Annotated in this window: 14 protein-coding genes; 7 read left to right on the plus strand and 7 right to left on the minus strand. The window is 63.8% G+C overall.

Annotation, left to right across the window (positions count from 1 at the left end; all coding sequences use genetic code 11):
- Positions 1–8 precede the first annotated feature (8 nt).
- The 4 genes from J7E82_RS17890 to J7E82_RS17905 all read right to left on the minus strand — a co-directional run bounded on the left by J7E82_RS17890 (position 9) and on the right by J7E82_RS17905 (position 7,063).
- Positions 9–3,467: an ATP-binding protein gene (locus J7E82_RS17890; RefSeq protein WP_214865071.1), complete on the minus strand. Its 3,459-nt coding sequence runs from the start codon at positions 3,465–3,467 to the stop codon at positions 9–11.
- Positions 3,464–4,363: a DUF4194 domain-containing protein gene (locus tag J7E82_RS17895; RefSeq protein WP_214865073.1), complete on the minus strand. Its 900-nt coding sequence runs from the start codon at positions 4,361–4,363 to the stop codon at positions 3,464–3,466. Before J7E82_RS17895 ends, J7E82_RS17890 begins: the two co-directional genes overlap by 4 nt.
- Positions 4,360–5,838, minus strand: coding sequence for a DUF3375 family protein (locus J7E82_RS17900; protein ID WP_214865075.1), 1,479 nt, complete (start codon positions 5,836–5,838; stop codon positions 4,360–4,362). Before J7E82_RS17900 ends, J7E82_RS17895 begins: the two co-directional genes overlap by 4 nt.
- A 79-nt stretch (positions 5,839–5,917) precedes the next feature.
- A complete protein-coding gene (locus J7E82_RS17905) occupies positions 5,918–7,063 on the minus strand; it encodes a GGDEF domain-containing protein (protein ID WP_214865077.1) in 1,146 nt (381 codons plus the stop codon).
- Positions 7,064–7,281: 218 nt separating this feature from the next.
- On the opposite strand from J7E82_RS17905, the gene J7E82_RS20860 reads away from it, so the two are divergent.
- The 4 genes from J7E82_RS20860 to J7E82_RS17925 are packed head-to-tail and all read left to right on the plus strand — an operon-like array spanning position 7,282 to position 13,061.
- Entirely contained in the window at positions 7,282–10,560 is a 3,279-nt protein-coding gene (locus J7E82_RS20860; protein WP_308113942.1) for a response regulator, read from the plus strand.
- Positions 10,557–11,492, plus strand: coding sequence for a diguanylate cyclase (locus J7E82_RS17915; RefSeq protein WP_214865079.1), 936 nt, complete (start codon positions 10,557–10,559; stop codon positions 11,490–11,492). The genes J7E82_RS20860 and J7E82_RS17915 overlap by 4 nt, the downstream gene beginning before the upstream one ends.
- A gap of 16 nt (positions 11,493–11,508) precedes the next feature.
- Positions 11,509–12,381 (plus strand): hypothetical protein, encoded by an 873-nt coding sequence (locus J7E82_RS17920; RefSeq protein WP_214865081.1) that lies wholly within the window; start codon positions 11,509–11,511, stop codon positions 12,379–12,381.
- Positions 12,378–13,061: a DUF4166 domain-containing protein gene (locus tag J7E82_RS17925; RefSeq protein WP_214865082.1), complete on the plus strand. Its 684-nt coding sequence runs from the start codon at positions 12,378–12,380 to the stop codon at positions 13,059–13,061. The genes J7E82_RS17920 and J7E82_RS17925 overlap by 4 nt, the downstream gene beginning before the upstream one ends.
- A gap of 12 nt (positions 13,062–13,073) precedes the next feature.
- Here the strand turns inward: J7E82_RS17925 and J7E82_RS17930 are convergent, their stop codons facing one another.
- From J7E82_RS17930 to J7E82_RS17940, 3 genes are read right to left on the minus strand one after another with little or no spacing between them, the layout of a single operon-like run.
- Positions 13,074–13,421, minus strand: coding sequence for a DUF1801 domain-containing protein (locus J7E82_RS17930; protein ID WP_214865084.1), 348 nt, complete (start codon positions 13,419–13,421; stop codon positions 13,074–13,076).
- A complete protein-coding gene (locus tag J7E82_RS17935) occupies positions 13,418–13,915 on the minus strand; it encodes a hypothetical protein (protein ID WP_214865086.1) in 498 nt (165 codons plus the stop codon). The genes J7E82_RS17930 and J7E82_RS17935 overlap by 4 nt, the downstream gene beginning before the upstream one ends.
- On the minus strand, positions 13,909–14,514 hold the full coding sequence (locus J7E82_RS17940; protein WP_374223638.1) for a DUF1992 domain-containing protein: 606 nt from the start codon (positions 14,512–14,514) through the stop codon (positions 13,909–13,911). Before J7E82_RS17940 ends, J7E82_RS17935 begins: the two co-directional genes overlap by 7 nt.
- A 173-nt stretch (positions 14,515–14,687) precedes the next feature.
- Between J7E82_RS17940 and J7E82_RS17945 the strand changes: the two genes are divergently transcribed.
- From J7E82_RS17945 to J7E82_RS17955, 3 genes are all read left to right on the plus strand, one after another.
- A complete protein-coding gene (locus J7E82_RS17945; RefSeq protein WP_214865088.1) occupies positions 14,688–15,479 on the plus strand; it encodes a ZIP family metal transporter in 792 nt (263 codons plus the stop codon).
- Positions 15,480–15,709: 230 nt separating this feature from the next.
- Positions 15,710–16,012: a hypothetical protein gene (locus J7E82_RS17950; RefSeq protein ID WP_214865090.1), complete on the plus strand. Its 303-nt coding sequence runs from the start codon at positions 15,710–15,712 to the stop codon at positions 16,010–16,012.
- A gap of 65 nt (positions 16,013–16,077) precedes the next feature.
- Entirely contained in the window at positions 16,078–18,060 is a 1,983-nt protein-coding gene (locus tag J7E82_RS17955) for an acyl-CoA dehydrogenase family protein (RefSeq protein WP_214865092.1), read from the plus strand.
- The last annotated feature ends 55 nt before the right edge of the window (positions 18,061–18,115 follow it).

Here is an 18,115-nt window from a genome sequence, read left to right on the forward strand (position 1 = left end):
GGGAGGACTTAGCGCAGCACGATATCCACGGGGTTCGCTTCGGATCTCCATTCGCCCGGGGCGCCTGAACCAGTGATCACTGGCACGGTCAGCACTCCCGAGCGGTTGGTCCTCTTGTCCCGAAGGATCTCGGTCACGGAGCCAAGATGCCGGGACAGGTCGATCACGTTCTCCGGGGCGGCCAGCAGCAACTGGAACCCGAACTCGTGCAGCGCTTTGATGCCCGCGCCGGCGAACTCCTCTGAAGCGAGCACGAACGCCTCGTCCATCATCACCGTGCCGTAGGTGGTGAAGCCCTGCTCTGCGATACCCAGTTGGTAGCTCAGCGCGGCGGCCATGATGAACGCCGTGAAGCGCTGCCGCTCGCCGCCGGACATGGAGCCGGTGTCGGCGTGCATAAACACTTCCGTCTTCTTCGCACCGCCCTTTTCGCCCGCTGCAGCACCGACAATTTCGCGGTGTTCCTTGCATTGGATGTACAGATGCCCACGGACGTCAAGGACCTCGGCCCGCCAGCGGCGGTCCTCCGGGGTCTGCGATCCCAAGCGCTTCACCAGCGTTTCCAGCGACTTGTAGCGGTTGGTGAGCTCGACGTCGTCGTCCGTCTCCGCTGCTCCGGCGACCCGGGAGGGACGGGCGTGCCGCGCCTTCAGCGCATTCTGGATCGCGTCCTTGAACTGCTTGGCCGTTGCTGGGAGGGTCTGCTTGATGTCCAGCTCAAGATAGCTGCCCTCGTGGAAATTGACCTCGGACAGGATGCCGTTGAGCGGCAGGACGCGGCTGGTGATGGCCCGGCGTTCCTCGTCCAGCAGGTGCAGGAGCGTGCTGAACGATTCGTGCGTGCGCTGGTTGAAGAACTGCCGGAACTCGGCCTCCTGGGCGGGCAGCCCGTCGTTGACGATCTGGTGATACCGGGATTCGAACTCCCCGGCCGCGCCGATCGAAGTGCCGTGGTCCGCCGAGATGCCGGTGCCCCATTCGCGCACGAAGCCTTCAAAGATGCGGGTCAGCCGCTCCGCCGTCGCCTGCCCGCGTGATTCGGCAGCGTGCAATTCGGCCAGGAGCCTGGTGCGGACTCTGTTGACCAGGTTGTCGAGCTCGTGAAGTTCGGAGACCTCGCCGAACTCCTCGAAGTACGGTTCCAGCGCAGCCACAGTGGAGTCCGACGGCGGCGCCTGGTTCAGGCGGTTCCGCGCAGCTTCCAACAGCGAATCCTCTGCGGTCAGCTGCTGGTCGAGAACCTTGTATTCGCTCTGCAGAACCGCCGCGGCGCCTGTGGAGGACTGGTGCCTTTCCCGAACGCCCTCGATCTTCGCGCGCAGCGGTTCCAGGTCCGCCTGGGCGGCCAGGGCATCGGTGAGGCGCTGTTCGATCCTGGCCAGTTCCTCGGCGGCAGCCGCAGTAGAGACCTGTTCCCAGGAGCGTTCGTCCTCGGCAACCCGGCGCAACGCTTCCAGCTGCCGAGTCATGCCCTGGTGCGAATCTTCGTGGCTCTGGGCCAGTTCGGCGGCCTTGGCGAGTTCGTTCTCCAGTTCCCCCACGCGGGCCGCCAACAGTTCACGCTTGGAGGCATTGTCGAAACCCAGCACGTAGTCCTGGCGGCCCGTGAAGCGGTCGTCCTTTTCCACCGTGTGGCGGTTGCGCTTGACAACGCCGCCCAGGCTCAGGCCCTTGTCCAGGCCCGCCAGCTCCTCCGGATCCTCCACGCAGGGGTAGGCGAAATCGAGCGCTATCCGTTCACGGATCCAGGCTGCCGCTTCAGCATTGGTCCCGGTTGTGAGAATGTCCAGCTTGGTCAACAGGTCGCCGTCGGACACGTCCTCCACAGCCAGCGCGCCACCGGGGAGCGGCTTGGACACGTCGATGGCGCGCAGGGCACCACGCACCATATTGTCGTTCAGGTAGCGAGTGACGGCGGTGAAGTGTTCGCCTGGCACCAGGAGGGTGGTAGCAAGGCTGCGCAGGGCCCGCTCAGCGGCCGGGCGCCATTGCTCCTGTCCCTCAACCAGGTCGATGAGTTCCCCGCCGAACGGCATCCGCTCCTCAGGGATTCCCGTTGCCGCTGCGATTGCGGCCCGGTTTTCAATGCTCGACGGCGGCAACAGGGAAGTGCGCGTTTTGAGTGAAACCAGCTCCTGCTGGGCAGCGGCCAGTTCGCGCTTCCGGGTGGCATGGGCATCGAACGCCTCGAAGCGCAGTTCCTTGAGGGCCTCGGAATCGTCCTGGAGGGTAGCGGAACGGGCCGCCGCCTGCTCCTGCGCCTGCTCCCAGCCACCTGCCGACCACTCAAGGTCCAGCCCTGCCTCAGCCAGCGACTTCCGCGCCGATTCCTCCACCTGCTGGCGGAGCCTCAGCCCCACCCGAGCGTTCTCCAGCGCTTGTTCTATGGCCGAGATGGCGTTGCCGCCACGGTTGTTGTAATCCGATTCAAGCTGCCGCAATTCCTTGGCGAGCGAGTCCCGGATGGCCCGCTCGGCCCCGAGCTCCTTGGCTTTGGCCTGGGCGAGCTCCTTGAACCGCGCGAGGGTATGTACGTGGACGGTGACGGCAAGCTGCTGCCGGTACGCGTCGAATTCCTCGCCGGAAAGCTCGCGGAGCCGGTTCGCGTCCAGGAGCGACTGCGCATATTCCTTGTTCAGGCCCGGTACCGGAGCCAGCTGGTCGCGCTGCTGGCGCACGTCTTCCAGCCTCTGCCGAATGGACATGAGGTTGCTGAATTCCTCGACGACGTCGTCCGCCGCGGCGAGCGTGGCAGGAGCGTCCAGGACCTGGTCGCGGAAGAAGGTATTGACGCTGCCGCCGAGGCCCTTGCCGGCCTGGATCACACGGAGCAGCGGAAGGGCCTGGTCCGAGTTGATGCCCAGCAGTCGGCGGAAACGCTCCGCAAAGGCCTTGTGGACATCGAAGACCTGGGCATCCGGGAAGATGCCCTCCAAGGCACCCTTCGTGAAGCGCTTCTCGGCGATGCCCTCGATGGCGGCCAGGTCGAGTGGTTTGTTATCGATCAGGTAGAAGCGTCCGACGCTGGATTCCGTGCCGTTCTTGGGCAAGTCGAACAGCGCCGAGACGGTCACCTTGGTTCCGGCGGCGTTGTCGTAAGTGAGGGCGACGGCGGACCACGTTGCCCCGGGCCGCTGGAAGGCACTCGCCGAGCCGTCCCCCACGGCCTTGTCCCCCACCTTTCCACGCATGTACGTAAACGTGGTCCTCTTGTCCTCCACAGCCCCGCCGGCCCGCTGCGCCGCCGCCTCGTTGGAGCGCGGCCGGGCGTCGAAGACCCTCAGCATGGCATCAAAGAGCGTGGACTTTCCCACGCCCGAATTACCGGTCAACAGGGTGCCATTGCGATCCACATGCATTGAATGTGCCCCATGGAAGGTGCCCCAGTTGACCACCTGGGCCAGGGCCAGGCGCATCTGGCCGGGGTTGGTGAGTTCGCCGATCGGGAGCATCGTTGCGATAGTCACTTGGCTGCCTCCGCTGTTGTTGCGTCAGCTGTGGTCGCCTTTGTCGTGGCTGGGTCCGCCTTCGCGGTGAATGCCTTAGTGTCGCCTTGGGCGGCATCGGCATCGTCTTCCTCAGTGGGTGAGTCGTCTTCGTCACTGACTGTGTCTCGGTCTGTTTCCAGGAGCTCGATCAGTGGTTCTGTGCCTGATCCATCCGAGGCCACCGTCACCAGGGCTTCTATTTGGGCCGGGATGTCGCCGATGTTTTCGAACGGGAGGGCCAGGGGGAGGGCGTTGGAGATTGCGAACGTGTCGTCTATGCCCGTGGGGAGGAGGAGTTGGCGGGCCAGCAGTTTTGTGATCGTGCGGTTTACGACGTCGGCATCTCGCAAGGCGTCCTGTTGGCCGGACGGCTGATAGTGAGCCACAAGTTCGGCGATTTCCTCGCGGGTGATCGTTGGGTCTGTCTGGGCCGTGACGTGGCGGTCCAGCAGCAGGCGCAGGCGAAGGAGGACGATGGTCTCCACCCTGCTGAGCGCACGCTGCTGGCGCAGGATGCTGGATCGGCTGCTGCCGCCTATGGCCTCTGGATCCACCGGGCGCAGCACGGCGATCTTTCGCTCATGGTCCAACTGCAGGGCGAGGAAGAGTTCGGACAGCCTGCTGCGGAGGATCTCCTGGTTGTCCAGGAGGGTGGTCCACAGCTTCTCGTCACGGCCGCCGTCGACGTACGGGCCCTTGAGCAGCTTCACCAGGGCCTGGCGCACCTTCATGGTCAGGACGCCGGTGTCGCCCGGGAACAGTGCTGCGCCGTCCACGAAAGTGTCTCGCGGAGTGACGCGGAAGTCTGCGCGGACTTCTGGTACCGCAGCCGATGCCGCACTGCTGTATGGCTCACCTGGCGTGGGTTCAGTCATTCGGAATCCTTTGCGAGCTTGACGAGGGGGAGATAGGCCTTGCGGGTGCTGCCGTCGATTTGTTCGAAGTCGATGTGCTCCCAGGCAGCCTGTTCGAACGAGGCGCCCGAATGCAGGGCGTGGGAGAGGAGCGCGCGGATGGTATTGATGTGCCGCTCTTCCTCTGGCAGGTTCTCCCAGGCCTCCGCCAGGGTTCCGGCACCCACGGCAGCCGCACGGACGACGTCGGGCCTTGCCTTTGCGGTGCGCGGCGAGCGCACGCGGTCCGAGTCGCTAAAGGCGATGGGGTCCGCCAGTTTGGGCGGCGCGGCGAACTCATCGGGATCGAAGAGCTTGACCATGGCAAGGGATTCAAAGGCGGCGTTGTAGAGCACTGGACCGGCCACCAGGGCCGGGCGGTCGCGCTCATAGGGAAGGGCCCGGAGGGCCTGCTCGGCCTCGCGAAGCACTTTGCGCAGGCGAACGGACTGCCGGAAATCGTCGCTCTGGACGTAGGTGTTGAGGCTCTCGGAGAGCTTGCCGTAGATGCGTTGGATCTGGCTGTGCTGGGTGCGCAGTTCCGCCACGAGGTTCTTGAGGGTTTCGCGGTCCTCCTGGCTGAGGTCGTCGGCGAACTGTCGGCTGAGCACCTCGCCGATGGCCGAGCGGAAGCGCAGTTGCTGCTGCGGGTCCTCCAGGAAGGCCGTGAAGGATCGGAACGTCCTGCCCTCAGGGCTCTGCCGCAGGCGCTTGTCCGCTTCGAGGACCTGCGCCATGGTGGCGCCCTTGCTCAGCGATTCCTCGATGATCTGGTTGCGAAGCTCCCCCACCAGCTCCTCGATGCGGTCACGCATCTTCTTGTAGTCCGCGGGCAGGCTGGCAGCCAGGTCCAGGATGTTCCCCGCGGCTTCGACCGCCTCGTCGTCGTCGAGCAGTCCATCGAAGTCGCCGGAGCTGATGTCCTCGATCAACTGCCTGCGTTCGTGGATTTCCTCTTGGAGGGATTCCAGTCGGGCGCTCTGGTCGGGGTTGGTCTCGTTGGCGAGTTTTTCGACGTCGCCCAGCAGGGTGCCAAGCCGCGAACCGTTCAGGGTGGAGCGCTCGCTGGACAGGCTGTCCAGGAAGGCGAGCACACGAGCGGCGGCCTCGGTGACCTCGTAGACGATCTGTCCGGACTGGTTGCGCCGGGTCAGGAAGCGCTTGCGCGTCCATTCGTCGGCGTACCGTTTGCCGGACTGCGGCCCGCCGGCCGGCCCTCCCTGCTGCTCCCCCGCCCCGGGCTCCTGCCGCCGGAGCTGCTCCAGGAAGGCATCGACGTCGGCATGGAACTCTTCGAGCGGAAGCTGCGGCCGCGTGCGGGTAAAGGACGCCTGAAGCACAGCGATAACCCACGGCGCGGAGCGGGTGAGTGCCCAAGCGGGTCCCTTGGTCAGGAGTTCGAGTTCCCTGAGCCTGGCGCTGATGGCATCGGCGGAAGACATCGCTGAACGGAACACGCACTCTCCTTCAGCACCTTTTCAACCTGCAGGCAGCGGAAATCCCGAAAACTGCCCCGTACAAGGTTAACGCAGGGAGTCAGCCGGTTCCGCGGACCGTTCGGTTCCGTCCGAGCGACTTTGCCTGGTAGAGGGCGGCGTCCGCCGACGCAATCAGTTCCTCAACGTACCCGGTTTTGGAGTCGATTGAAGCTATGCCGTAGCTCACTGTTGGCATTTGGACTCCGCCCGGTGCAGGTGAATCCGCGAAGTGTTGGCTGATGGCGGCAGCAATGTTCTCGGCGCGGTAGGGATTTGCTCCGGCAATCAGGAGAACGAACTCCTCTCCCCCGTAGCGTCCTATCAGGTCGGTCGGGTGGACGGAAGCCCGGCAGGCATCTGCGAAGGCCTGGAGTGCCACGTCGCCGGCAGCGTGTCCGTAAGTGTCGTTCACGGCCTTGAAGTGGTCCAAGTCGGCGAGGATTAGGGCACCGGGAGTTGTGTTGTCCCGGAGGCGGTGCAACTCCGCGGAAGCCTTCTCCAGGAACGCCCCCCGATTGAGCAGGCCTGTGAGGCCGTCACGCATGGCGACGGTCCGCAGAGCCCTGGTCTGCTGTTCGATGCTCAGGCCAGCCATGCTGAAGGACACCACCACCAGGAGGACCATGGTGATGATGGTGGTCACGGAGGAGCCGAAGAACGTGACAAACACCGTTCCGTCGGGCCCTTGAATCAGATACGTGATCAACCGGCCGAGGTAGTACATGGCCAGGAAGCCGGCGGCCACGGCCATGGGGATCCGCTCAGTGGAGTAGCCGGGTTCCAGGCGCCACAACTCGCGGGAGGCCAGGCCGATGAGGAGGCACATCGAGGCCAGGAAGACAGCGCCCCCGGACCACTCGTTCGTCGCCGGGTCTTCCAGAGTGGAAGCCACTAGGGTAACCACCGGGCCCACGGAGAGCATCCAGGCCTTGGGTCGGTTCGTCCCCAGGGATCTCGCCGCCGCCCATACGCTCGCAGCCCCTGAAACCAGCAGGACGTTGCCCAACGGATTGGCCCACCGTTGATGCCAGGTTCCGTCCAGAAGGAACGCTGCCGAGCCTGCAAGGAAGAGGAGCAGTGCTATGCACCACCAGACGCTGTACGCCGAGCGGGTGCGTCGGTACGAGGAGAAATAGAACAAGAGTCCCAAGGTAAAGGTCATCACGCCGAAGGCGATTCGGAGGGAGGCTGCGTCCAGGCCCATCTGCCGCCCCCCGTCTCCGGCTCATGCACTTGCCTTGAACCATTTTGTTCGCTTCGTCCGGCACATACAATGACCGCAGGCGGTCGTCCCGGTCTCGGACAACTATGACCGCTACTGGGGGAGGAATCAGAATGCTTTCAGTCTCGGGAAGCAAGGTTCATCTACGGAAACTACACGGGGCCAGGTGGCTGTGGCTGGTCGCGGGGTCGGCTTTTTCCGTGTTGCTCATCGCGCTGGTGCTGTCGATCAGCAACGATAAATTGAACGCCCAGCTAACGGGAGATCTCGCGATCCTCATCGCCGCCTTGGCTGCGACCTTTAACGCCGTGCAGGCCGCGCGCAGCAAAGGTCCGGAAGCCCGTGCCTGGTGGCTCCTGAGCATCGCCCTCCTGATCTTGACTGTAGGCAAGGAAATCTGGACGTTTTACGGGATCACGCGGAACCACGACTATCCGTTCCCGTCCCTGGCGGATCTCTGCTTCATCGGCTACTCCCTGCCGGCCGCAGCAGCCCTGTTCGCGTTTCCCCGGAAGAGACTCTCCCGGGTCGCCGCCGTGCGGTCGATATTGGATGTTGGGGTCATCGCAGGCTCGATCCTGTTCATCAGTTGGGCGACGGTACTGGGACCAGTCCTCAAGACGGAGGGGCAGGACGTGCTGACGCGGCTTACCGGGGTCGCCTACCCCGTCGTGGACATAGTGATGGCATCCCTTGTACTGGTGTTCACCATGCACAGGGCTCGCGGCGAACGGCTGCGCTGGCTATGCCTCGGCGGCGGGCTGCTGGTTCTGGCCGTCACCGACAGCATTTACGTGCGGCTGACGTTCGAAGGCGTAACCGGCGCCACCGGCACCACACTGGCCGTCGGCTGGATCTCGGCGTTCCTGCTCATCGCCCTGGCACCGATAGTTCCGCATTCGGCATTACCGGTTCGGGATCGGCGCTCGTACATCCTGGCCCTGGAGCTGCTGCCCTATGTCCTGCTTGCCGCTGTCATGGTGGTTGCCGCCGCCACCCGAACCGATGGCCCCCGGGACCCCTTCCTCGCACTCACCGGTTATTCCCTGCTGGTGATGGTCGTCGTGCGTCAGGTCCTCATCGTCTTTGAGAACGTCACGCTTACACGCGGCCTGGAGGACAAGGTGGCCGAGCGTACCGCACAACTCGAAGGCCTTGGCGCCATTGTTAACTCCTCCGCAGACGCCATCGTCGGCAAGACGCGCGACGGCGTGGTTACGAGCTGGAATCCGGGAGCTGAAAGGATCTACGGCTATCCCGCCGAAGACGCCATAGGTCGGCACAGCGACTTCCTCATTCCGCCGCACCTTCACGAAAGCGAAAGGGCCATACTGGAAGCCGCCGCCCAAGGCGGCGAAACCAGGACGTATGAAACGGAAAGAGTGCGCGGAGACGGTTCCATTGTTCCGGTCTCTGTAACCATGTCGCCCATCATCGGTGATGGCGGCATCCATGGCGTGGCGACCATCGCCCAGGACATTACTGAACGACGGCGTGCGGAGGCGGAACTCGTGGCCGCACGTGAATCGGCCCTTGAATCCAGCCGCCTGAAATCCGAATTCCTCGCGACCATGAGCCACGAAATCCGCACCCCCATGAACGGAGTCATCGGCCTGACCGCGCTGCTGCTCGAGACGCCTTTGGATGAGGTGCAGCGGCAGTATGCCGAAGGTGTCCGCGGCGCCGGCGAGTCGCTCCTTGCCCTGATCAACGACATCCTCGATTTTTCCAAGCTGGAGGCGGGCAAGGTAGAGCTGGACGTCGATTCCTTCTCCCCCCGGGTCCTCGTCGAGGAAGCAGCCGGCCTGTTAGCGGAGTCAGCACAGGCGAAGGGCCTTGAATTGATCGGCTACTGCAGTCCCGAGGTACCCGAGCGGCTTATTGGGGACGCCGGACGAATTCGACAGATACTGCTGAACCTGGCATCCAACGCGGTGAAGTTCACCGCCAAGGGAGAGGTCGCCATCAAGGCCAACATCGTAGGGGAAGCGGCTGACAAGGCGGTGGTGCGCTTCGAGGTCCGCGACACGGGAATTGGTATTGACCCCGACGACCACAGCAGGCTTTTCGAGTCGTTTTCCCAGGCGGATGCCTCCACCACTCGCCGTTATGGCGGCACAGGCCTGGGCCTTGCCATCTGCCAGCGGCTCACACAGGCAATGGACGGAGAAATTGGCGTCACTAGCGCGCTCGGTGAAGGCAGCACCTTCTGGTTCAGAATCCCGCTTCCCGTCGCTGTCCCATGGCCTGTTGCCTCCGCTCCCGCGCCTGATCTGCTGGCTGGCCTCAAGGTCCTTGTGGTCGATGACAACGCGACGAATCGCCTGGTCCTGGAATCCCAGCTCACGGGCTGGAAAATGACTGCCGATTCGGTCGAAGGCGCCTCCCAGGCGCTGGGGCGGCTGCATGCAATGGCGGCCGCCGGTCGACCCTACGATATTGCCGTCCTGGACATGTGCATGCCAGGAATGAATGGCCTGGATCTGGCGCGTGAAATCCGTAGCGATGAAGCCCTGAAGTCACTCCGAATCATCATGCTCACGTCCACCATGAACGTGGATCGGGCCCGGCTAGCTGAAGCCGGCGTCCAGGAGTGGCTGACCAAGCCCGTGCGGAGTTCCGAATTCTACGACCGCCTCATGCGGCTCATGGCTGCCACAGCGGCAGCCATGCGCGTTCCCGCCCGTCCTGACCCCTCGAAAAAGGACACCCCGTACCGTGGTCGGGTTCTGGTGGTCGAGGACAACGATGTGAACCAGTTGGTGGCCAGAAGTATGGTTTCAAGGATGGGGTTCGACGTCGACGTCGTCACCAACGGTTCCCAGGCGGTCTCCGCCGCGGCCTCGGACCAGTACGCCGCGGTGCTAATGGACTGCCACATGCCCGTCATGGACGGCTTTGAGGCGACCCGCAGAATCCGAAGCCACGGCGCCCATCTCAGTTTGCCCATCATTGCCATGACCGCCGGAGCCCTGGACGAGGACCGCGAGCGCTGCTTCGCGGCCGGGATGGATGACTACCTGACGAAACCCCTGGACCTAGTACGGCTGGAGGAAGTCCTGGACAGCTGGGTTCCGCGGGATGCCCTCCCGGAGACCGATCCGTTGCCCCAGCCGCCGTCGAACGGTCCTCCACCCCTTGACCCAGCACGGCTTGCCGTCCTGCGGCAGCTGGGACCAGCCGACGGCCAGGGACTCCTGCCGGCCGCCGCGGCGGCTTTCCGCAACGACGTTGAGCCCAGCCTGCAGGCAATCAGGCAGGCGCTGTACGACGACGGCGACGGCGCCCTCCGACGAGCCGCCCATAAGCTGAAGGGTGCTGCAGCCAATATAGGCGCCAGCCGCGCCGCAGCACTCTGCTTTGAGCTGGAGCGAATCGAAAGGACTCGAGGAGACGCTCCCGCTGTGCTGGGTCGGCTGGAAGAGGAACTTGGGCTCGTGGTCAGGGCCTTGGACCATGTTCTGAGCGGAGCCTCATGAAGGTCCTCGTGGCCGACGACGACCTCGGCTCGCGCCTGGTCGCCAAGGCCGCTGTGGAACAGTCGGGCCATGAGTGCATCGTTGCGGCCGACGGCGATGCCGCCTGGCAGCTCTACAAGCAACACCAGCCCAACGCCGTCGTCACCGATTTGATGATGCCCGGGCTGGACGGCCTGTCGCTCTGCCGGGCAATCCGGGCGGAGGAGCGGGACACCTACACCTACCTTGTCCTGGTGACATCGCAGGATTCACGGGATGACGTCCTGGCGGGAATGGACGCCGGCGCCGACGACTACGTCACCAAACCGCTGGACCCGTTCACCCTGCACACCCGCCTTCTTGTTGCCCTGAGGGTGACATCACTGCACGCCGACCTTGCGCGTTACCGGCTTGCCCTCACTAAACAGGCACGAACGGATCCGCTGACCCAGCTCTACAACCGGCTCAGGCTGGCCGAGGACCTGGAGGGCCTGCACAGCCGCAGTGAGCGGTATGAATGGGACTACAGCGTGGCCATGTGCGATGTGGATAACTTCAAGAGCTTTAACGACATCTACGGGCACCAGGCCGGTGACGCCGCACTGCGGACTGTTGCCGAAGCGCTTTCCCGCCAAGTGAGGCAGCGCGACGGCGTCTACCGCTTCGGCGGTGAAGAGTTCCTGCTCGTCCTGCCGAACCAATCGTGGACAGCTGCACGGATCGTCGTCGAACGGGCCCGCGCCGCCGTCGAATCCCTGGGCATTCCGCATTCGGGTAACAGCTCCGGCGTCCTGACCATCAGCGCCGGCATCTCCGCTTATGTGGCCGAACACCGGGTGGGCAGCGAGCGCCTCCTCAACGAGGCCGACGCAGCGTTGTATGAGGCCAAAGCCGCGGGCCGGAACAGGGCTGAATTATCAGAGGCAGTTCGCCACATCGCCCTGGGCCGATAGCGCTTATGATTCGGGGATGGGGGAACAATCAGGAGCCGGGCCGGCTTCCAGATCCAGCGGGTCGAGCGGATCCAGCGAGTCGAGCAGGTCCAGCGGGGGACGCGGGCAGATCTACGTGGAAACCAGGATTCGCAGCTCGCTTGAGCGACTGTGGGAGCTGAGCCAGGACCCAGGGCAGCACCCTCGCTGGGATTTGAGGTTTTCCCGGATCGTCCCAACAGGCCTCACACCCGAAGGCCATGCACTCTTCCGGTACGAGTTCCGGTTGCCCTTTCATACCATCAGAGGCTCGGGAACCTCCCTCGGCACCCGGTCCCAGCCAGACGGGCAGTCCACCTCCGTATTGAAGTTCTCGACGTCGGACCCGCTCTCCCCGATCGGCCCCGGTGCCGGCTACTGGCGCTACATCCCCACTAAGGACGGCGTCCGTTTCATCACCGGCTACAACTATCGGCCGGGGATGGGAAGACTCGGCAGAACGCTGGACAGGCGTGTCTCCCGTCCAGCACTTGGCTGGGCGACGGCGTGGAGTTTCGACAGGCTTCGGCTATGGGCCGAATCAGATGTCGATCCCGGGCGCAGCCGCAATGCGTGGATCATGGACTCCCTCCTGCGGCTGGCCGGGATCCTGACCGGCTCCACCCTCGTAGCGCGTGCCACTTCTGCCACGGTCCCTTTTCATCGGGGAGACACCCGCAGGCTTCTGGGCTTCGCGCTGGTCGCGGCCGCCGTCGTTGTGCCTTCGCCTCCAATCGTGCCGCGTGCGCGCCGCTGCCTGAGGCGGCCGCCGGACTCCAGATCCGCCGTCGAGCCCGCTTCGCTGGCTCCGCTTGCCGAGCCGGAGGGCTATTTCCTGCCACTCGATAGCGAAAATGGGAGTCCTGCATGACGTCGATCTTCGAGCAGGCCTTGGGCGCCGACTTCCAGCGACTCCATCCCATGCTTCAACGTCGTTTCGGCGTGGACGTCGACGCCGGATACGCCTGTGTGGGGCAGGGGACCTTCGCCGAAGTGCGCCGTGGGGCCTGGTGGACGGTGCCTTTCCTCCGTCTGGGAGCGTTCCGAAACATCCTGTTCCCCCAACGAGGCAAGGACATTCCATTCTCGATTGAAAACTATCCCTACATCGACAGCTTCGGCCGCAAGACGGTGACCTTTGTGCGAACACTTGAGGTGAACCCGGGCAAAACGCGCCGCTTCGACGCAACCATGATCTACAGCCAGGAAACCGGCGGAATCATTGACTACCTGGGGACTCATCAGCATTTGGCTACAGGGCTCACCCTCGAAGTCCTCGACGACGGATCGCTTCGCCTGAGATCAACGGGACAACGCTTCTATGAGGGATTCGTCGGTTTCAGGTTCCCGCCCGCGCTTACGGGCACGGCTGAGCTTTACGAGTCCTACGACGACCTCCGCCAGGTTTTCACGATCCAAATGCAGGTACGCAACCCGGTCTTCGGCTTCCTCTTCGGCTACCGCGGTGAATTCACGTGCACCTTTCCGACAGTTCAAGGCGACGGCACGCCGTCGCACCTGAAGCCCGTCCGCGAAGAAAAACGCCAGTAGGAGCGACGGTATTCAGCCGCCCGTGATTTCCTCGAGCCGCAGACGAACGATGTCCTCCACGACGTCCTCCGGCACCGGGTTTTCAGGAGTGAAGCGGATGGTCCCCTTCGACAGGGAAAAGCCGGTGAGCCTGTCGCGCACGGCGTCAATCACTTCCGACGAAAACGGGAAAACGGAAAGATGACTCGCGCTGGCGGTTACCGCGATGAGTGGCTTGCCCCCGACTTTTAGCGCCGGCGCCCCGTAGCTGACGCCATCAACAGCATCGGGCACCAGCGTACGGGCGACGTCGATGATGTGCTGGAGGGAATCACGTTGCGGCTGCGGAATGGCGGCTAATGCATCCTCGATTGAGCTCACTGCTGCCTCCTGCGTTTGATGTTTTCCCTGGTCTTCAGGATGGTGGCGCCGGCTTTCGAGAGCAGGAACGCGGTCAGGAGCGCTGCCGCCATGTGGGTGAAAAGCATGACGTGGCTCAGGTGTTCCCCCGCCCCAGCCGAGATGGGGGCCGAGATCGCCTCGAACCTGATGACGTGGCCGTGCACGCCCTGTCCCTCCCCGGGCCCTCCGGCAAGCACATCGAACGCCAGGTGCAGGGCCTGCTGGATCACGCCCGAAAGGACAAGGAGTGCCCAAGCCGGCACCTTGGGACTTGCGACCAGCGAAGCGACCATGCTGACCAAAGCAGTGAGCGCGAGCAGAACGCTGACCGGTGGCACTGGTCCGCCGGACACCAGGTGGGCCGTGACGCCAAGGCCGACCGCTACAGGCCCTGCCAGCCACGGGATGAAGAAGGGCCGTGCCTGTACCGATGCTCCGGACAAATCTGGGGAGGCCGCCGCTGCGCCTACCACGGTCCGCTCCAGATCCGCCGCCACCAGGGTCGCTTGGGGTCCGGTTCCGTCTCTGTAGGCGCCGAGGAAGCCGCTGCGGCCCGTCGCTCCTGCCAGCGCCGGACCTCTAGCTCGACGTCGCGGGTCTTGGTCACGACGGGCGGACCGCCCTGCAGTTGCCGGCGCGCGTCGATCACGCGCGCGTTGAAGTCTTCCAGGATCTCGCGGACCTGTTTTTCCGAGTAATGGGTGTCCAGCCGGTCATCGAGCTCAGCGTCCTCCGTTCGAAGGAGGATCGCCTTCGGTCCCAGGCCAGTCAGATTCTCCCGCTGGATAAGGCCCTTGACCCACCAATCGGGATCATGGCCTTCTCCGAGGCCGGGGATCGGTTTACCGGCATATTTGAGGTTTTCGAATTCACCCCGGGCCATGGCATCGCGAATGAGGTAATCGGCCCGGGCAGCGTGGCTGATCTTCCTGCGCTTCTCGTTGAGCTCATCAAGCATGCCCTGGGCGGCCGGGTCCTCGGATTTGCTTCCGCCGGAGGTCCCTGCAGCACGCAGTTCCGCAGCTCGTGCCAACCGGCGCTCAAACTCTTCGGCTGCCCTGCCACCCATCATCTGCCACCGCCTTCAGCACAATCGGCACCCCGATGATCCTGATCTATCCAGTATTCCTAGCGGGAGGCCCGGGCGGCAACAGGGACGGCCAAGTCAGAACGCCTGGCGCCACAGGAACTGAAAAGGGCACGAAATTCCAGAGCAATCCACAATGGCCGCTCCTATACTGAATCATGGCAATGTCGCTGCTATTTGGGATTGTGGCATCCAGTGCACTGATAATCGGCGCGTTTATCGGAGTGCGCTTTGAATTGCCCAAGCGCCTCCTTGCAATTCTCCTGTCTTTCGCGGCGGGCTCCCTGATTACTGCCCTGGCATTCGAGCTTTTCCAGGACGCCTATGAGCGTGGCGGTATTTGGCGCGCGGCTCTCGGCCTCCTTGTCGGAGCCATTGTGTTTACGGCCCTCAGCGCCCTGCTCGACCGCTGGGCGCAGCCCGGATCCCGCTCGGTCCCGGCCGACGAGTACTCGGGAAGCGCGAAACTGGACACGGACGCGGCAGCGATTGAACGGCCAGCGGCGACCGCTTCGACCAGGGGCGCTGCAGGTATGGCGTTGTTGGCCGCGGTGACGCTGGACGGTGTCCCGGAAAACATCGCCCTTGGGGTGTCCCTTGGCGAAGGGACGGGTGGCCTTGCCCTGCTCGCGGCGATCTTCGTTTCCAACTTTCCTGAGGCGCTCGTTGGCGCTTCGTCCATGCGAAGCCAGGGAAGGTCCGTGGGCATGATCCTGGGATTGTGGCTCATCTGCGCGGCCCTCCTGGTATTTGCCGTGGTGCTGGGAGCGGGCCCCCTGTCCAATACCGAACCTGAGACAATTTCGCTGCCCCTGGCCTTCGCCGCCGGCGCCGTGATTGCTTCCCTCGCGGACACCTTGATGCCGGAGGCCTATGAGCATGGAGGTCCGGCAGTCGCCTTGAGTACGGCGGCCGGGTTCGTCCTCGCCTTCACCCTCTCGCTCGCCTGAGCCCACGAAGCAGGCAAACAGTCAGAAGCAGGCAACACAGTCAAGCGAAAAACCAGGCTTCCGCGACTTTTCCGTGACCTACCAGTGCGTAGAGTATCGATCCGATATCAACCTTGGTGCGACACGCCGTCGTGCTGGCTGGCTTTCAACTTCCGACCCTAGTCTCTAGTCAACGACGTCGACGTCGACGTCTACGATTTCGGTTCACGCAATGTTGCACAGGGGGAACAATGCAGTTCGATTTCACGGCTCTGGAAACAGCCACGTATGTCTTTATCGGCACTTTGGTATTTGCCGCGGTAATTGTTGTTTTCATTTCCCTCGCCGCCTTGGCCACAATTGTCCTGCTTGGTTCAGCGGGATTGGTTTGGTACTTCATCAAGGCTGTTATTGGAAGCATGGTGCATGGCATCAATTTCGCCTGGGGCCGGGTTGTCCACCACGCGGGCCAAGTGGAACTGCCAGTGGATTTCCAGCCCTCGTCGTCCCCTAGCACCGGTACCTACCCGCGGGTAGCATTAAGGGACAGCTGAAGGGTTCCCACCCGAGGCGGACCCTGGGCTCACACCGGCAAGCAACCGGCCAGAGGAGATAACCCATGAGCTCCGCCACCGATAACAGGACCAGCACTGTAGGAAACAATCCCGCGGGCGCTACCAATGCCACTGCTGAGGAAGCCCGCGCCGTTGCGGAGGCTGCCCGCGAAACCGAGTGGGACCGTCCGAGCTTCGCCAAGGGACTGTACCTGGGCAGCTTCAACATCGGACTGATCCATCCCTGGCCGCAGGCCGAAGCCGACGATGTGGAGCGCGGCGAGGCGTTTATGGAACGGCTGGAAAAGTACTGCAAAACCATGTCCGGCAGGGTTATTGAACGCGATGCGAAGATTCCGGACGAATACCTTGTGGGCCTCTCCAAATTGGGTGTTTTCGGCATGAAGATCCCCCGTGAATATGGCGGACTGGGGCTCTCGCTGGTTTACTACGGCCGGGCCCTTGCCCTCCTGGGATCGGTCCATCCGAGCATCGGGGCATTGATTTCGGCGCATCAATCAATTGGTGTCCCCGAACCCGTCAAGGTCTTTGGCACCGCCGAGCAGAAGTCGGAATACCTGCCACGGTGCGCCAAGGGAGCCATCACCGCGTTCCTGCTAACGGAACCCGACGTCGGAAGCGACCCCGCGCGGATGGGCTGCACAGCCATACCTTCCGAGGACGGATCCTCCTACATCCTGGACGGCGTTAAGCTCTGGACCACCAACGGCGTGGTCGCCGAGCTGGTGGTGGTGATGGCGGTTGTTCCGCCCCATACCGGCCCGGACGGGACTAAGCACAAAGGCGGAATCACCGCCTTCGTGGTGGAGATGGACACCCCAGGAATCACGGTGGAAAACCGGAATGCGTTCATGGGCCTGCGGGGAATCGAAAACGGAGTAACGCGCTTCCACCAGGTTCGGGTACCCGCGGCGAACAGGCTCGGCCGAGAAGGCCAGGGACTCAAGATTGCCCTCACCACCCTTAACACCGGCCGCCTCTCCATCCCGGCGCTTTGCGTCGCCGCCGGCAAATGGTCGCTCAAAATTGCGCGTGAGTGGTCTACTGCCCGCACACAGTGGGGCCGGCCTATTGGTAAGCATGAGGCCGTGGGCAAGAAAGTCGCTTTCATCGCCGCCACCGCCTTCGCCCTGGAGGCGGTCTTCGAATTGTCGGCCGAACTCGCGGATGCCGGCCAAAAGGATGTGCGCATCGAGGCGGCCCTGGCGAAGCTCTGGTCCACTGAACTGAGTTATCGGGTAGCCGACGAACTAGTCCAGATCCGGGGCGGTCGGGGCTTCGAGACTGCGGAATCGCTGCGGGCAAGGGGCGAACGCGCTGTGCCGGCCGAACAGCTGCTCAGGGACATGCGGATCAACCGGATCTTCGAAGGTTCAAGCGAAATCATGAGGCTCCTGATAGCCCGTGAAGCAGTCGATGCACATTTGGCTGCCGCCGGGGACCTGGCCTCTGCGGATGCCAGCCTGCAGGACAAGGCGCGCGCCGCCGTCGGGGCTTCCGGTTTTTACGCCAAGTGGCTGCCCAAGCTGGTGGCCGGCGCCGGTATGGATCCTCGCTCCTACGCCGAGTTTGGGCGGCTCGCGCGGCAATTGCGGTTCGTGGAGCGGTCCTCCCGCCGGCTTGCCCGGCAGACGTTCTACGGAATGGGCCGCTGGCAGGCCAGGCTGGAACACAAGCAGGCGTTCCTGGGACGGATCGTCGATATCGGCGCCGAACTCTTTGCCATGGCCGCCTGCTGCTCCCGGGCGGAGATGCTGCTGCGGAGCGCGCCGGAGAAGGGCGCGACGGCGTTCGAGCTCGCCGAAGCGTACTGCGAGCAGGCCCGGGTCCGCGTGGACGAGTACTTTGACCAGCTGTGGCGGAACACGGACGACGTCGACCGCTCGCTGTCCTCGAAGGTCCTCGCCGGAGATTACGGGTGGCTGGAGGCCGGGATCCTGGACCAGTCCGAAGGGACCGGTCCGTGGATCGCCGACGCCTCCCCACGAGCCTCAGCGAAGGAGAACCTCCACAGGCCGTACCGCTGACACCCATCTGACTCGCATTAGATGTCGTTATGACCGGGTGGAGTCATATGGTCGT

It is taken from the genome of Arthrobacter sp. ISL-30 (genome assembly GCF_018613855.1).
Taxonomy (GTDB): domain Bacteria; phylum Actinomycetota; class Actinomycetes; order Actinomycetales; family Micrococcaceae; genus Arthrobacter.

What these genes read in the sequence shown, in the direction of transcription:
- J7E82_RS17895 (WP_214865073.1), bottom strand. Translation starts at nt 4,363, where the DNA reads ATGACTGAACCCACGCCAGGTGAGCCATACAGCAGTGCGGCATCGGCT.
- J7E82_RS17905 (WP_214865077.1), bottom strand. Translation starts at nt 7,063, where the DNA reads ATGGGCCTGGACGCAGCCTCCCTCCGAATCGCCTTCGGCGTGATGACC.
- J7E82_RS17915 (WP_214865079.1), top strand. Translation starts at nt 10,557, where the DNA reads ATGAAGGTCCTCGTGGCCGACGACGACCTCGGCTCGCGCCTGGTCGCC.
- J7E82_RS17920 (WP_214865081.1), top strand. Translation starts at nt 11,509, where the DNA reads ATGGGGGAACAATCAGGAGCCGGGCCGGCTTCCAGATCCAGCGGGTCG.
- J7E82_RS17925 (WP_214865082.1), top strand. Translation starts at nt 12,378, where the DNA reads ATGACGTCGATCTTCGAGCAGGCCTTGGGCGCCGACTTCCAGCGACTC.
- J7E82_RS17940 (WP_374223638.1), bottom strand. Translation starts at nt 14,514, where the DNA reads ATGATGGGTGGCAGGGCAGCCGAAGAGTTTGAGCGCCGGTTGGCACGA.
- J7E82_RS17945 (WP_214865088.1), top strand. Translation starts at nt 14,688, where the DNA reads ATGGCAATGTCGCTGCTATTTGGGATTGTGGCATCCAGTGCACTGATA.
- J7E82_RS17950 (WP_214865090.1), top strand. Translation starts at nt 15,710, where the DNA reads ATGCAGTTCGATTTCACGGCTCTGGAAACAGCCACGTATGTCTTTATC.
- J7E82_RS17955 (WP_214865092.1), top strand. Translation starts at nt 16,078, where the DNA reads ATGAGCTCCGCCACCGATAACAGGACCAGCACTGTAGGAAACAATCCC.